A 14,566-nucleotide genomic window follows, 5' to 3' on the forward strand; every position below is an offset into this window, starting at 1 on the left:
CCCCACATTTGTCATCGGAAAAGACTGGCCGGACGTCAGTGCCGTGTTGATGACGAGAGACGCTCGATATTTGGTGAACAGTCGAAATGTCGCGGTTCGCGGGAATCGACGCGGCTGACTCTAAGGCCTGCCGTGCGGCGATTCATCCCTCCTCAGGGGACAATCGCGGTAGCTCTGCTGAGGGGTGTGCAAGCGTCAGGCAATGGCCGCCGATCCTGGCCAAGGGTTCGCGCGACTCGTACCCGGAGCTCTGTCGCCCGGACCGCCGCCCGAGCCGGCCCACGTTCGGGATCCCCCGTCAGAGCTACGTCGATCGTCAACTTCTGAGTGATTCGCCGGTATGGCGGGCTTCCCTAGCGTCTGGGACGGGACGCCGGACCGGCGGCCCGTGCGATGACGGGAGACTCCTGGTGGGCGTGTTGTCGAGGTCGGACAGGGATGATCAGCTGGGACGAGGCGGCCGCATCATGCGGTTCCCGCTCGTCTGGCTGCTGGTGGGGATGGCCGGTGTCGGCGCTGCTTCCACCCTGTCGCTGGGCGGACCGGCTCTCGGCCTGGTGGGCGCTGTTGCCGGGGTCGTCGTCTACCGGCTGGTGATGCGCTATGTGGCGCGGCGTGACACACCGGAGATCGCTGGGCGGGGTGCTGTGCCTCAGCTGCTGTTCGGCGTGGTGGTCGGAGTGGTGTTCATCGGCGTGTCGGTGTTGATGGTGATCACCGAATTCTCGTTCAGCCGGTCGCCGGGGCATCCCTTGCCGATCGTGGCGACCATGGCGGCGGTCTCCCTCGGCGCGGCGGTGACCGAGGAACTGCTGTTCCGTGGCCTGGCTTTGCAGGCGCTGGAGCGAATGTTCGGCAGCTGGGTGGCGCTGGCCATCACCGCGCTGCTGTTCGGTCTTCTGCACCTGGCGAACCCCGCGGGGACGGTTTGGAGCTCGGTCGCCATCGCCGTCGAGGCCGGTGTCCTGCTGGGCGCCGCGTTCCTGTGGCGGCGCAACGTCTGGTTCGTCGTGGGCCTGCACTTCGCCTGGAACACCGCTGTGGGACTGCTCGGCATCCCGGTCTCCGGTCACGCGGCGGACGGTCTGCTGATCACCCGGCCCGTCGGACCCGAACTGCTGACCGGCGGCGCGTTCGGACTGGAAGCCTCGATCATCCCGGTCATCGTGAGCCTGCTGCTCGCCATCCCGATGCTCATCCTCGCGGGGCGCCGGGGCAACCTGGTACCCCTTCGTCGTGCCCGTCACTAGACTCGCCCGGATGCCTTTCGGGAATGCCTCCGCACTCAGATCCATACCGGCACGATGGCGGTCGTTCCCCCTGTCCACGCGGGACTTCGCTCTGACGGTCGTGGTTTCCTCGCTGGCTTTCGTGCCGACGGTTTCGCACCTCGGGCCGGAGATCGGTGACCTTCCCAGCAGCCGGCTGGGCGATGCCGCCGCGATGGCCGACGTGGCGCTGACGCTGGGTATGTGCCTGCCACTGGCACTGCGTAGCCGCAGACCGGCCGTCTGTCTCGTGACCAGCGGAGGAGTGTGGGCAGTCGGTCAGGTGCTGGGCCGCCCGGAGACATTCGCAAAGGTGGCCCTGCTGCTCGCGGTCTATGCCGCCGGTGCTCATCTGGCGCGGAGCCGGCGGGCGTTCGCGGCGGCCGTGACGGCGGGCTATCTCCTGCTGGCAGTCGTACTGCACGGCCGGGGATCCCCTCAGCGGTTCCTGGATTTCCTGGCGTTCTACCTGGTGTTGGTGGTGATCTGGTTGACCGGGGCCGGTGTGCGCCGATGGCGCGCGGAGGAGGCCGAGCATCGGCGGCTGGCCGCCGAGGTGGCCTCGTCGGCCGAACGCGCGCGGATCGCTCGCGACCTGCACGACGTGGTCACCCATCACGTGACCGCCATGGTGGTCCAGGCCGACGCGGCACAGTTCCTGCTGACCAGCATGCCCGACCGCGCCGCTGACGGGCTGACCGCCATCAGCGAGACCGGCCGCCGAGCGCTGACCGAGCTGCGTGCCTTGTTGGACACTCTCGAAGCGACCGGCGAGCCCACCACTCCGAACCGGGCGCCGACCATGGGCCGGATCTGCGACCTGGTCGAGCAGGCGCGGCTGACGGGGCAGCCCGTCGACTGGACCGAGCAGGGTCCGCAGACACCGTTACCGGTCGACGTGGAACTGGCCGCCTACCGGGTGGTCCAGGAGGCGCTCACCAACGCGATCAAATACGCCACCGGCCGGCCGACCACGGTCGTGGTCCGGACCGAGGAGGACGCCATCGAGATCGAGATCACCACCGCGGGTCCGTCAACCACCACTCCGGTCTCGCCGTCAGGTGGACGGGGGCTGGCCGGCATGCGGGAACGGCTGCGGTTGCTCGACGGAGATCTCGTCTCCGGGCGTTGCCCCGACGGCAGCTTCCGGGTCTGGGCCCTGATTCCCTCGAGGAGCACCGAGTGAGCGACCCGATCCGGGTGCTGATCTGCGAGGACCAGGCGCTGGTCCGCACCGGCTACGCCACCATCTTCTCCGCGCAACCCGACCTGGTAGTCGTCGGCGAGGCGTCGGACGGCCGCGAGGCGGTGCGGCTGGCGCAGTCACTGCGCCCGGACGTCGCCGTCATGGACATCCGGATGCCCATTCTGGACGGTATCGAGGCGACCCGGCGGCTGGCCGGTCCCGACGTGGACGATCCGGTGAAGGTGCTCATGGTCACCACCTTCAACGTCGATGCGTACGTGTACGAAGCTCTCCGCGCCGGCGCCAGCGGTTTCCTCCTCAAGGACGCGCCACACGCGCGGCTCGTCGACGGCATCCGTACCGTCGCCCGTGGCGAGTCCCTGCTGGCGCCCGCCGTCACCCGCAAGCTGATCGGGCATTTCGCGGAACGGCTGTTGCCGGACGACACGTCCTCTCCGGCCAGGGACAACGTCAAACGGGTGCTGACGGGCCGGGAACTGGAGGTGTTCCGGCAGATCGCAGCCGGCCGCTCCAACGCCGAGATCGCCGCCGAACTGGTCCTGTCCCTGGAAACGGTCAAGACCTACGTGTCGCGGATCCTCGCCAAACTCGGCCTTCGTGACCGCGTGCAAGCGGTCATCCTCGCCTATCGGATCGGTCTGTTGCCGGACGCCGGCTGACACCGCCGCGTCCCCCGGCCGAGCTACCCATTTTGTCCTCTGAGGAGGGATGGGCCGGATCGGCCGCGGCCATATCGTCATCCGCGTCGATTTCACACGCCGGCGTTTCGAGAGGCTACAACCATGCTTGGTGACGATGCTGTTCAGAATGCGGAGACCGCGGCGGAGCTCTCGCCCGCGCGGCGTCGGCTGCGACGCTTCCGGGTGCCCGTCCTGGTCATCGCCCTCCTTGTGGTTCTGGCGGCGACCCGCGGTCTGAACGTGCTCGCGGCGGGCAACGCGTTCGTCGCGCTCGTTGTCGGTCTCGGCACCGCCGTGGCGGCGCTGGTCTGCTATCACTGGCTGACCCGCACGGTGGAAGCGCGCGCCACCGTCACCGAACTGTCCCGCGCCGGCCGGTGGTCGGGACTCGCCCGAGGCGGAGTCCTCGGATGCGGTCTGTTCACCACCATGATCCTGATCATCGGGGCGTTCGGCGGCTGGGAGCATGTCGGCTGGGGGTCGATCGGTGGACTCGTCGCGAGCATCGGCGCCGTGGCCAGCATCGCCGTCAACGAGGAACTGCTGTTCCGGGGCGTCGTGTTCCGGATCCTGGACGAGCGCGTGGGCAGTGTGATCGCGGTGCTGACGTCATCACTGATCTTCGGTCTCACCCACCTCGTCAACGACCATGCCACCCTGTGGGGAACCATCGCGCTCGGGATCGAAGGCGGCACGCTGACCGCCGCGTGTTACCTCGTCTCCCGATCGCTGTGGTTGCCGATCGGGCTCCACTTCGCCTGGGACTTCACCCACATCGGCATTTTCGGCCTGCCGACCTCCAGCACCGTCGGGGGCGGGGAAACTGGCCTGCTGCACACCACCCTGACCGGACCGGACCTGCTGTCCGGGGGCGTTTTCGGCCCGGAGGCCAGCCTGGTCGCGCTGCTGCTCTGCCTCGTACCCGCGTTCTTCCTGCTGCGCCGGGCCCACCGGACCGGCGGACTGCGCCGTCGCCCGTGGGCAGCCGGCGACGTGCGGCAAAGTGACGAGCTGCGTTCGGCGGGCTGACGAGCCCGCGAAGGTGTGCCCTGGTCACCGCCGCACCGTGGCTCGCCATCGGAACCTCGGGGTAGTCCTCGCGGAGGGAGCAGGCCAGCACCAGCTGGCCGGCCTCTCGCTCATGGCACGACCTCCAGCTCGGTCGATGATGGCGCGGGTCCGGCCGCCTCGCCGATGGGCAGCCGCACCGAGAAGACGGTGCCGGCACCGATCTCGGTGTGGAAGCTGATGGATCCTTGATGCCGGTCGACCACGAGGCTGCGTGCGAGGGCGAGGCCTTGGCCGGTGCCCCGGCCGACCTCCTTGGTGGTGAAGAACGGGTCGAAGAGTTTGTCCGCGACCTCGGGCGGTACGCCGGTTCCGGTATCGGCCACGTCGATGACGGCCTCGTCGCCGTCGCGCCGGGTGACGACTCGGACGGTGCCCCGGCCTTTCCCCGCCGCCTCGATGGCGTGTGCCGCGTTCACCACCAGGTTGAGCAGCGTCTGGTTGATGTCGCCGACGTGGCAGCGCACCGGCGGCAGATCCGCCAGTTCGGTCTCCACGTCCGCCACCGGCTTGATCTCGCCGGCCGCCACGACCAGCGTGTTGGTGACCAGGTCGTTGAGATCGGCGAGGCTCTTCGTCTCGTCGCCGGGATGGCCGAACGACTTCATCGCCCGCACGATCGTCGCCACCCGGTCGACGCCCTCGAGTGTCTGCCGTACGGCGGCGGGCACCTCCCGCAGCAGGAACTCGGCGTCGATCTCCCGGAGCAGTTCTGCCATCGCCTCGTCGCTGTCCCCGCGGTCGCGTACGGCGGTGACCAGGGTGAGCAGATCGGCGAAGGAGCCATCGAGGAAGCGGATGTTGTCGCCGACGAACTGGATCGGCGTGTTGATCTCGTGCGCCACGCCTGCCGCGAGCCGTCCGACGGACTCCAGCTTCTGGGCGTGCCGCAACTGCATCTCCAGTCTCCGTTGCTCGGAGATGTCACGCGCGTTCAGGATGAGGCTGCGGGAGCCGTCATGCTCGGTGACGTATTCGACCACGACCTCGTACTCGCTCCACGGCTGGTCGTCCGATCCCCGCAGCCGGCAGGTCCGTGCGCCGGTCGAGGCGGCCGTCAGCACCACGTCGAGGTCCTGTGGATGGATGAGCCGGCGCAGGTCACGACCGGCCAGGCCGCCAACAGGGTGGCCCAGCAGGCGCTCGGCCGCGGGATTGGCGAGCCGGATCACGCCCAGCTCGCCGGCCAGGATCAGCGCGTCCGAGGAGTTCTCCACCACGATGCTCAACCGGGACCGGCTCAGCAGCCGGTCCAGGGTCAGCGCCGCCTCGTCGGCCAGGGTGAGCAGGGCGGCCGACAGATCGTCGTCCGGACGCCGGCGCACCGCCGCCACCAGCAGGCCGAAGACGTCGCCCTGCACAGCCAGCGGGACGACCAGCAGCCGATCGTGCGCCGGCATGCTCATCGCCGCGGCGAAACCCGCGGCCGCGGCTCCGGTGATCGTGGCGGTTCCGCCCGGGGACAGGGCGGTCAGCATCTCCGGGCCGAGGTCGTCCAGCTCGATCGATCGGTTCAGCACATCCGGGCCGGCGGAGCCGGCGTGACCGATGATGCGTACGGCGCTCGACGCGATGGTGGTCAGCAGTGCCCCGCCGACCGCCTCGTCGAGCCGCAGGGCCGCCCCGGCCGCCGCCTGAGCTGCTTCCTGCCGGCTGCCGACGGCGGCGAACGCCGCTCCGGCGGAGGCGACCACGCTCTCCCGGGCGGCAGCACGGTCACGGGCGCGCAGACCCTGTGCCAGGGTGTGGTTGATGGCGAGCCCGATGAGCGCGGTCACCGTGAGTGACACGGCGTCGGATGAGGGAACACCGGCTAAGAACACGCCGCCGGCCATCACGGCGACCACCGCCGCGGCCGCGGGCAGCTGATCTTTGCGGCTGCCGTAGAGGGCCCGGAAATTGATCCATACGAAGAGCAGGCCGATCGTGATCTTGTATCCCGAGGCGAATGCCACCAGCCCGACACAGGGCAGCTCGACCAGCCACGTCCACCAGGGGAACCGCCCTCGCCGGTATCCGACCACCAGCGACGCCTCGACCACCACGATCGCGGCCCCCGAAGCCGACCTCGGGACACCGCTGTCCGCGTCGGCGCCATAGAAGCCGATAGCGGCCCAGATCAGGCAGAACACGAGGAACAACAGTCGCACCTGCCCCAGCATCGGGCGAGTGCGTGCCGTCAGCCATGCCCATCGGCGCACGGCCGTCACCCACCCTTTCCCACTGGGTCCGGCAACTGTCGAATCACCCGATCGAACGGTCTCATATCTCGTCCGTCCGCGAGGGGAAGTCGCCGGTTTGGCCGCGCCGTCAGAGTTGATCGGATACCCGGCGAGGCCGTGATTCCATGCAGTGAGAGCGTGGATTTCTGTGATTCCATGCAAGCCGAGGTCCGCCCCGCAGGATCGTCCTACGGTCGCCGCATCACCGATCATCGGGCGAGAGCGGGTACGAGTGGAACCGATGTCAGAACTGGGCGCCAATGCCACCGCGGAAGCCCGGGCGGAGCCGCCCCCGCCTGACCTGCACACCGGGTGGACAAGACGCGTCGTCGGCTACGTCGCGATCCTGATCATGGTGAACGTCATGGTCGACAGCGTCCTCGCCTCGCCGACCTTCGTTCTGCCGCAGCTGAGCGAGGCCTTCCACACCGATCAGTTCGCCTGGATCGGCTCCAGCGCGATGCTCGCCGGCGCGATGTGGGCGCCGCTGCTCGGCAAGAGCGCCGACATCAACGGCAAGCGGAAGATCCTGGTGATCACGCTGCTCGTCGCCGGCACGGGTGGTCTGGTGTGCCTGGCCGCGCCGCACATCATCGTCTTCGTCATCGGGCGCGTCCTGCAGGGGGCAGCGGTCGCGGCCCTGTTCCTCACGGTCGCGCTCATCCGGGACATCTGCGCGCCGAAGTTCGCGATGATCGTGACCGGCTTCGTCACGTCGGGCTCGGCCGTCTTCGGCATCGTCACGCCGTTCATTCTGGAGCCGGCGGTGGACGCGTTCGGCTGGCGGGTCGTGTTCGTGATCTCGGCGAGCTTCGCCGCACTGGCCACGCTGCTCGTACGGCTGGTGTTGCCGGAGAGCCGCAACCGGACGCCGGGGACGGTCGACGTCCGGGGTGCTCTGGTGCTGGGCGGCGGCCTCGCGGGCGTCCTGGTCTACATCAGCCTGGGCCAGGTCTTCGGATGGCTGAACCCGTTCCCGATACTCGTGCTGGTCGCTGGGATCGCAGGGCTGCTCTACTGGTATCTGGTGCTCACCCGCCGGTCGGAACCGGTCATCGACATCCGTGGCATCTCGGTTGCCCTGGGGCTCGGGCTGCTGGTGGTCGTCATGGGCACCGGCGCCTACCAGAGCATGCTCCAGCTGTTCAGCCTGCTGATCGAGGTCTCGCCCGGAGAGGGCCTCGGGTACGGGATCGCCGGCCCCGCCGCGCTCGGCCTGATGTTCGGCATCCCGTCGATCGGAATCATGCTCGGCGGCATCCTGGCCGGTGCGGTCGCGACCAGGATCGGGCCTGCGCGCACCCTCGCGGCCGGGGTGCTGACCGGCGTGACCGCGACGGTGATCATGTTCCTGGTCGGGGCGGGGAACCTCCCGCTGGCGGTGGTGTCCTCCTTCCTGCTGAGCCTGACCGCAGGCTCGCTGCTCACGTCCGGCTTCAACCTCGCGTCCATCCTCGCGCCGCGGGAGCGGCAGGGCACCGCCTCCAGCATGGTCATGGTCATGGTGGCCATCGGCTCGGTCACGATGAACTTCATCGGTTCCGCCGTCCTTGGGGCCACCCGGACCGTCCACGAGGGGGAGTCCGTCAATTCCTCGTTCGGTGTGCACAGCTACATCGCCGTAGCCGGCGTGGTGTTCGTCCTCGCCGCCATACCGACGGTCTTCCTGGTACGCCGGATGCGCGGTCACGTAGTCACCGGCGTACCCGTCAGCCACATCTGAAGGAGACCGCACATGACATACGCGGAAGCCGTCGCGGACGGCATCTGGGCGGCGGACGTGGCACGGGTCGGTTACATCCCGTCCGTGACGGTGGCACCGGTCATCAACGCCCTGGTGGCCGCCGACGGCGGCGGGGACGGCGTGTCGCCGCGGGTCACCCCGCTGTCGCGGGAGGAGGAGGCGGTAGGCGTGCTCGGCGCCGTAGCGTTGACCGGCGCGCTGGGCGCGGTGGTCATGCAGGACAACGGCTTCGGCAACGCGCTGACCGCGCTGACCACGTTCCCGCTCGCGTACCACCTGCCGTTGCTGATCTTCGCGAACACCCGGGGCGGGCCCGGCGAATACAACTCGATGATCCACTCGATCAGCCAGCCGATGCCGGCGATCCTGCGCGCGACCGGACTGCCGGTCCTCGAACTGGACCGGCGCAGCAACGCCGGCGACTGGCGCGAGACTGTCCGGGAGGCCGGCGTGCACGCCGTCATGACGTACCGGCCCGTGGTGGTCCTCGGGTCGTTCTGGAACACCGACGGGAAGGTCGCCTGATGAAGCGGATCGAGGCGCTCACCACACTCGCGGACCTCACCGGCCGGCATCCCGTCGTCGTGACCTGCGCGGCAACCAGCCGCGAGCTGGCCTCGGTGCGCGACAGCTCCAACCACCTCTACCTGCTCGACGCGATGGGCCTGACCGGATCGGTGGCCACCGGACTGGCGCTGAGCCTGGATCCGGCCGCGCCGAAGGTGATCGGCATCGAGGGCGACGGCTCACTGCTGATGAACCCGAACGTGCTGCCCACGGGCGGCTACCTCGCCCCCGCCAACCTGCTGCTCGTCCTGCTGGACAACGGGGTCTACGGATCCACGGGCGCGTTGCCGACCTACTCCTCCCGGGTCGACCTCCAGCGGCTGGCCGCGGCCGCCGGGTGGACGACCCGTTCGGTGGACACCGTCGACGGGTTACGAACCGCCTTCATCGACCTGCTGGCCGTCCGCGAACCGGCCTTCCTGTACGCCCGCATCGAGCCGGGTAACTCGACAGGCATCCCGAAGCTGCTGGTCGACCCGGTCACCATCCGGGACCGGTTCACCCGCTGGCTCCGGGAGAGCGCGGCGTGACCCGGGCGGGCGCCGGCGTCGTCACGATCAACCCGGCGACCGGCGCGGAGCTGGACTTCTATCCGTACGCCTCCGCGCGAAGCGTCGACCGGGTGCTGGCCGCCGCCGCGGCCTGCGACTGGGGCCGGTCGGGCACCGAGGAGCGGGCCGCCGCCATCAACCGGCTCGGCGATCTCCTGGCGGCCCGGCGCGAGCGGCTCGCCCGGCTCATCACTCTGGAGATGGGCAAGCCGATCCGGCAGGCACGCGCCGAGATCGACAAGTGTGTCGGCGCGTGCCGCTACTATGCCGCGCAACTGCCCGCCATGCTGCGTCCGGAGAGCTTCGACCTCGACGGCGACACCGCGGTGGTCCGCGTCCTGCCGCTCGGCGTCGTCTTCTGCATCCTGCCGTGGAACTATCCGTGGTGGCAGGTCATCCGGGCCGTGCTGCCCGCCGTCGCCGCGGGCAACACGGTGGTGCTGAAACACGCGGAATCGGTCACCGGCAGCGCGATGGCGGTGGAACAGGTCTTCCAGGACGCGTACGGCGCCGGGGTCCTGCAGACCGTCGTGGTCGGCAGCGCGACCGCCTCGGACATCATCGCGGATCACCGGATCGCCGCCGTCACCTTCACCGGCAGCGACCGGGTGGGGGCGCTCGTGGCCGCCCGTGCGGGCGCCGCCCTGAAGAAGTGCGTCCTCGAGCTCGGCGGATCCGATCCGTTCGTCGTCCTCGCCGACGCCGACATCCCGGCCGCGGCCGCTGCCGCCGTACGGTCCCGGTTCCTCAACAACGGGCAGAGTTGCATCGCGGCGAAGCGGATTCTCGTCCACCGGTCGGTCCGCGACGAGTTCGTCGATGCGATGGTGCCGCACGTCAAGGCGTTGACCGTCGGCGACCCGGCGGACGAGAGCTGCGACGTCGGCCCGCTCGCCCGGCATGACCTCCGCGACTCGCTGCGTGAGCAGCGCCGTCAGGCGATGGCAGCCGGCGGCCGGGTGATCGCGGAGGCGCCCGCGCCGGAGGACGGGCCGGGAGCCTGGTTCGCGCCATCGATCGTCGAGGTGGAAGGGCGCGACTCGGTTCTGTTCTCGGGCGAGACGTTCGGCCCGCTCGGCGCGCTCACATCCGGCGCGGACGACGACGAACTCGTCGCGCTCGCCAACTGGTCCCGGTACGGCCTCAGCAGCAGCGTCTGGAGCGGTGACAGCGACCACGCCGCGGCGCTCGGCGCGCGGATCCAGGCCGGTGCCGTGTTCGTCAACACGATCTCCGCCACCGACCCGCGCCTGCCGACCGGCGGCGTCAAGGCCAGCGGCTACGGGCGCGAGCTCGGCAGGTGGGGCGTGTACGAACTGGCCAACCTTCAGGCGGTGCGGATCCGGAACGAGCACACGGAGCAGGAAGAGGGTCGTACTCATGTCTGAGATCAGCGGCCGGGCCGACGTGGTCCTGTCCGGCTACGGCCCGGTCGGCCGGTCGTTCGTGGAGCATCTCGGCCGCGAACGTGACGCGCTGGCACGGCGCCACGGTGTGCGGCTCCGCGTCGCGGCCGTACGCGCGAGCGCCACGCAGTGCCTGCTCCGCGACGGTGAACCGGTGCCTCCCCGGCCGGCGTGGGGCCCCTTGACGTCCTTGGCGGAGATGCTCGACCGTACGGGCGCCCGCGTGTTCGCCCAGGCCGTACCGTCGTCGCCGGAGCTGAGGGAGCAAGCCGCCGCCGAGGCCCTCATCGCACTGGGCCGGGACGTTCACGTCGTCACGGCCACCAAGAGCCACCTGCTCAGCCATTGGCGGCAACTCGACGGGGTTGCCCGCGCCCACGACCGCACGATCAGGATCTCCGGGGCTACCGGAGCGGCCCTGCCCGCCGGAGATCTGGCCCGGGCGGGCTTACGCGGCCTGGGCTGCGACTCCATCCGGGCGTGCCCGAACGGCACCGTCACCTTTGTTCTGGACCGCCTCGCCGAGGGCGCCTCGCTGCGGGACGCCGTCCGTGCGGCGCGGCGTCGCGGCATCGCCGAGGCCGATCCGTCGTCCGACCTGTCGGGTGACGACTCGGCCACCAAGACCCGTCTGCTGGCCGCCCTGGCGTGGGGCTGGGATCCGGCGGAGGTGCGGGTTGACGCGGTGCCGGTGGACGACGGCGCCGGGCCCGTGGCACGGCACGCCGCCGACCGGGGCCGCCGGCTCCGCGCCGTCGCCGTCGCGCGTGCCGACGAGCCGTTGGTGGTCCGCGTGGAGCTGTCGGAGACCGAGCCGGGCGACCCCTTGCACGCGCTCGCCGGCCCGGAGAAGGCAGTGGTCTTCGGCTGTCCGGACGCGGGCGACGTGGTCGTGAGCGGAGGCCGCTCCAGCCCGCTGGGCGCGGCGCTGGCCATGGTCAAGGACACGATCGAGGTCACCGCTCCACGCGCCGGTTTCGCCTGATCAAGAGGGAGTTTCCGGCCGGTCGTCATGATGCGCCGGGGTGGATCCGGGCTCGACATCGGCGAGGAGCGGCACCGAGCGTACCGATCGGCCCTGGGTGTCGAGGACGCGGCCGAGCAGCTTGACCACCCGCAGAACAACCGACCGGTCCTGGATCCGCAGGGCCGGCAACGCGTGGCTCATCCGGCGTTCGAGCTCGTGAACCTCGGCCGGCGAGTGCAGCCACGCGTCGATGATCACGTTGTACGGCCCGGCCACGATGCTGCACGCGCGTACGCCGGCGAGACCGCGGAGGCGTGCCTCGGCGTCGTCCAGGCCCTCCACGTCGATCGAACCGTAGTAGACCGCGGCCACGGCACGACCGGAGAGGTGACGCGACGTGTCACACCGATAGGTGAGCAGACCCGCGCTCTCCAGCCGCGACAGCCGCCGCCGCACGGTCACCGCTCCGACACCGGCGTGCTCGGCGAGCCGCTCCAGCGACATCCGCCCGTCGGTGGTCAACGCGCGCACGATGCGGTGGTCGGCGGCATCGAGGACGCCGTCGTGCTCCGTGCGGGAGGTGGCGTAGGCGCCCAGCCGGTGTCGCTGATCCTGGTCGAGAGCGCCTTCGCGCCACCGGCTGGCCTCGATGGCCGAGCGGGTCACGATGTGGCTGCGCATGCTCGTGATGTCCGGCAGGTGCCCGATCCGGTTCAGCAGGTAGGCGGAGAGCGCGGCGAGGTCGGGCGCCTGCGTCAGCACCTGCAGGTCGCGGCCGCCGGAGGTCAGCTTGATGGTGGCCGCCTCCACGTCGTCGGCGAGGCTCTCCGCCACCGCGGCGGATCTGCCGGGCACGCAGCTGATCTCGACGAGGGCGCAGGCCGGCGTCACCCGGCCCGCGGGGTGAGCGGTGACCCACGCGACCCCCGCGGAGTGCATCCGCGACCAGCGCCGGCCGACCGTCGCCGGATCCACGCCCATGACCGGCGCCAGGTCGCGCCAGCTCGCGCGGGGCGCCGACCGCACCGCGTCCACGATCGCGACGTCGAGCTCGTCGAAGTCCATCTCCGGCACGGTCGATGCTCCTTTGGCGCATGTTCTCCCTGTGGCTGAAGGAATCATGCAGCACGACCGCCCTTCGTGAAAGGCGCACCTAGCCTTTCGTCATGACGATCGAGATCGATGTGCGCGCCGCCGCCACCCGGCTCGCCGGCGTCGTGCATCGCACTCCCGTGCTCCGCTCGCGGACTCTCGACGAGCTGGTCGGCGCCGAGGTGTTCCTCAAGTGCGAGAACCTCCAGCGGACCGGCACGTTCAAGTTCCGCGGCGCCTATCACGCGGCGTCGCGCCTACCGCCGGAGCGACTGGCGAACGGCCTGCTCACCTACTCCTCGGGCAACCACGGGCAGGCGGTCGCGCTGACCGCCCGGACGCTCGGCGTGCCCGCTGTCGTCCTCGTGCCGGAGGACGCCCCCCGATCGAAGACGGCTGCGATCATCGGGTACGGCGCCGAGGTGCTCACCTTCGACCGCTACGCCGACGACCGGGAGGCGCTCGCCGTGGCGACGGCCGCCGATCGCGGCATGACGATCATCCCGCCGTACGACCACCCCGACGTCATCGCCGGGCAGGGCACCGCCGCTCTCGAACTGCTCGACGACGCCGGCGAGCTCGGCATGCTGGTCGTGCCGGTCGGCGGCGGCGGGCTCATGGCGGGCTGTGCCGTCGCTGCCGTCGGCCGGTACCCGGACATTCGCATGATCGGCGTCGAGCCGGCGGCCGGGGACGACACCAGGCGCTCCCTCGCGGCGGGCCGCCGCGTCGCCGTCGACGTGCCACGCACGATTGCCGACGGCCAGGCCGCACGCACTCCCGGGAAGCTCACGTTCGCCGTGAACCAGCGCCTGGTCCGCGCCGTCGCGTTGGTCACCGACGACCAGATCCGCGAGGCGATGCGCTTCGCCTTCGACCGCCTGAAGATCGTGACCGAGCCCAGCGGCGCCAGCGGCCTGGCCGCGATCCTCTCCACGGTCGCCGGGCCCTTGCCGTCCCGCGTCGGCGTCGTCATCTCGGGCGGCAACATCGACACCGGCCGCTACGCGGAGATCTGCGTACGGTAGTGAGCTCGGCCATAGCGCCATGGCCGAATCCTGAAGGGCCACGCCGGGCGCGCCCGGCAGCCGGTCGGGGCATGTCTCTATCGGTACGCGCGCAGGAAGGCGTCCACCCCGTCCGCGATGATCGCGTCGAGGTCCGGGGGTTCGGTGTCCTTCTCGTTCTCGTGGTCCAGCAGGGCCTCCTGCGCGAGGCTGATCGTGAGCGCGGTGAAGTGCTGTGCCGCGAGGCGGGGACGCGGGGCTCGGATGCTGCCGTCGGCCGCCAGCTCGGTGAATCGCTGCTCGAGCATGCCCAGAGGACGGTCACGGATCGCTCCGGGCGGGCGGGGCACCGATTGCTGCTGCGAGAGCAGCCGGCGAAAGGTCAGGTAGTCGGAGGATCCGAAGGCCCGGTCCACGATGCGGTGGGTGAAGGCCGTCAGCGCCTCGCGCAGGTCGCGTCCCGTTGTCAGTTCCTCGTCGATGGCGGCGCTGATGGTGCTCAGCAGTGTCTCGTTCACGCGGCTCAGCACCCGGAGAAAGATGATCTCCTTGTCGCTGAAGTGGTTGTAGAGGGTTCGCTTGGAGACCTGGGCGAGCGCCGCGACGGCGTCCACTGTGGTCCGTTCGTACCCCTCGGTGATGAACAAGGTCTCAGCCGCGTCGAGGATGGCGGTCTTCTTTCCCTCCGACCGCAGGCGGCGGCCCGGAGTCTGCACCTCCGCGTTGATCCTTGGCACGGCGAAAGCCTACGCCAGAAGACTTAGGGGTCACCCCCCTCGTAAAAGTG

The 14,566-nt window shown here is 70.1% G+C and carries 13 protein-coding genes; 10 read left to right on the top strand and 3 right to left on the bottom strand.

Features of this window, described 5'->3' with window-relative positions:
- The first annotated feature begins 467 nt into the window (after positions 1 to 467).
- The 4 genes from QSK31_RS27780 (at position 468) to QSK31_RS27795 (ending at position 4,184) form a co-directional block, all read left to right on the top strand.
- On the top strand, positions 468 to 1,250 hold the full coding sequence (locus QSK31_RS27780) for a CPBP family intramembrane glutamic endopeptidase (protein ID WP_285687355.1): 783 nt from the start codon (positions 468 to 470) through the stop codon (positions 1,248 to 1,250).
- A 10-nt stretch (positions 1,251 to 1,260) separates the two neighbouring features.
- Complete coding sequence (locus tag QSK31_RS27785; protein ID WP_285687356.1) at positions 1,261 to 2,454, top strand: sensor histidine kinase; 1,194 nt, start codon at positions 1,261 to 1,263, stop codon at positions 2,452 to 2,454.
- Positions 2,451 to 3,134, top strand: coding sequence for a response regulator (locus tag QSK31_RS27790; protein WP_285687357.1), 684 nt, complete (start codon positions 2,451 to 2,453; stop codon positions 3,132 to 3,134). Before QSK31_RS27785 ends, QSK31_RS27790 begins: the two co-directional genes overlap by 4 nt.
- Positions 3,135 to 3,257: 123 nt before the next feature.
- Positions 3,258 to 4,184, top strand: coding sequence for a CPBP family intramembrane glutamic endopeptidase (locus QSK31_RS27795; RefSeq protein ID WP_285687358.1), 927 nt, complete (start codon positions 3,258 to 3,260; stop codon positions 4,182 to 4,184).
- A gap of 110 nt (positions 4,185 to 4,294) precedes the next feature.
- Here the strand turns inward: QSK31_RS27795 and QSK31_RS27800 are convergent, their stop codons facing one another.
- Entirely contained in the window at positions 4,295 to 6,373 is a 2,079-nt protein-coding gene (locus tag QSK31_RS27800) for a two-component system sensor histidine kinase NtrB (RefSeq protein WP_285687359.1), read from the bottom strand.
- A gap of 313 nt (positions 6,374 to 6,686) precedes the next feature.
- Between QSK31_RS27800 and QSK31_RS27805 the strand changes: the two genes are divergently transcribed.
- From QSK31_RS27805 to QSK31_RS27825, 5 genes are read left to right on the top strand one after another with little or no spacing between them, the layout of a single operon-like run.
- A complete protein-coding gene (locus QSK31_RS27805; RefSeq protein ID WP_285687360.1) occupies positions 6,687 to 8,168 on the top strand; it encodes an MFS transporter in 1,482 nt (493 codons plus the stop codon).
- 12 nt (positions 8,169 to 8,180) lie between these two features.
- Complete coding sequence (locus QSK31_RS27810; protein ID WP_285687361.1) at positions 8,181 to 8,714, top strand: hypothetical protein; 534 nt, start codon at positions 8,181 to 8,183, stop codon at positions 8,712 to 8,714.
- Positions 8,714 to 9,286, top strand: coding sequence for a thiamine pyrophosphate-dependent enzyme (locus QSK31_RS27815; protein WP_285687362.1), 573 nt, complete (start codon positions 8,714 to 8,716; stop codon positions 9,284 to 9,286). The genes QSK31_RS27810 and QSK31_RS27815 overlap by 1 nt, the downstream gene beginning before the upstream one ends.
- Complete coding sequence (locus tag QSK31_RS27820) at positions 9,283 to 10,695, top strand: aldehyde dehydrogenase family protein (RefSeq protein ID WP_285687363.1); 1,413 nt, start codon at positions 9,283 to 9,285, stop codon at positions 10,693 to 10,695. The genes QSK31_RS27815 and QSK31_RS27820 overlap by 4 nt, the downstream gene beginning before the upstream one ends.
- Entirely contained in the window at positions 10,688 to 11,698 is a 1,011-nt protein-coding gene (locus QSK31_RS27825) for a hypothetical protein (protein WP_285687364.1), read from the top strand. Before QSK31_RS27820 ends, QSK31_RS27825 begins: the two co-directional genes overlap by 8 nt.
- Here the strand turns inward: QSK31_RS27825 and QSK31_RS27830 are convergent, their stop codons facing one another.
- Positions 11,699 to 12,745, bottom strand: coding sequence for an Lrp/AsnC family transcriptional regulator (locus tag QSK31_RS27830; RefSeq protein ID WP_285687608.1), 1,047 nt, complete (start codon positions 12,743 to 12,745; stop codon positions 11,699 to 11,701). It lies immediately after the preceding gene.
- 101 nt (positions 12,746 to 12,846) lie between these two features.
- Between QSK31_RS27830 and QSK31_RS27835 the strand changes: the two genes are divergently transcribed.
- Positions 12,847 to 13,800, top strand: a complete 954-nt coding sequence (locus tag QSK31_RS27835) for a pyridoxal-phosphate dependent enzyme (protein ID WP_285687365.1) — start codon at positions 12,847 to 12,849, stop codon at positions 13,798 to 13,800.
- 77 nt (positions 13,801 to 13,877) lie between these two features.
- Here the strand turns inward: QSK31_RS27835 and QSK31_RS27840 are convergent, their stop codons facing one another.
- Positions 13,878 to 14,516 (bottom strand): TetR/AcrR family transcriptional regulator, encoded by a 639-nt coding sequence (locus tag QSK31_RS27840; protein WP_285687366.1) that lies wholly within the window; start codon positions 14,514 to 14,516, stop codon positions 13,878 to 13,880.
- Positions 14,517 to 14,566 lie beyond the last annotated feature (50 nt).

It is taken from the genome of Actinoplanes sp. NBRC 103695, from assembly GCF_030269485.1.
GTDB lineage: Bacteria > Actinomycetota > Actinomycetes > Mycobacteriales > Micromonosporaceae > Actinoplanes.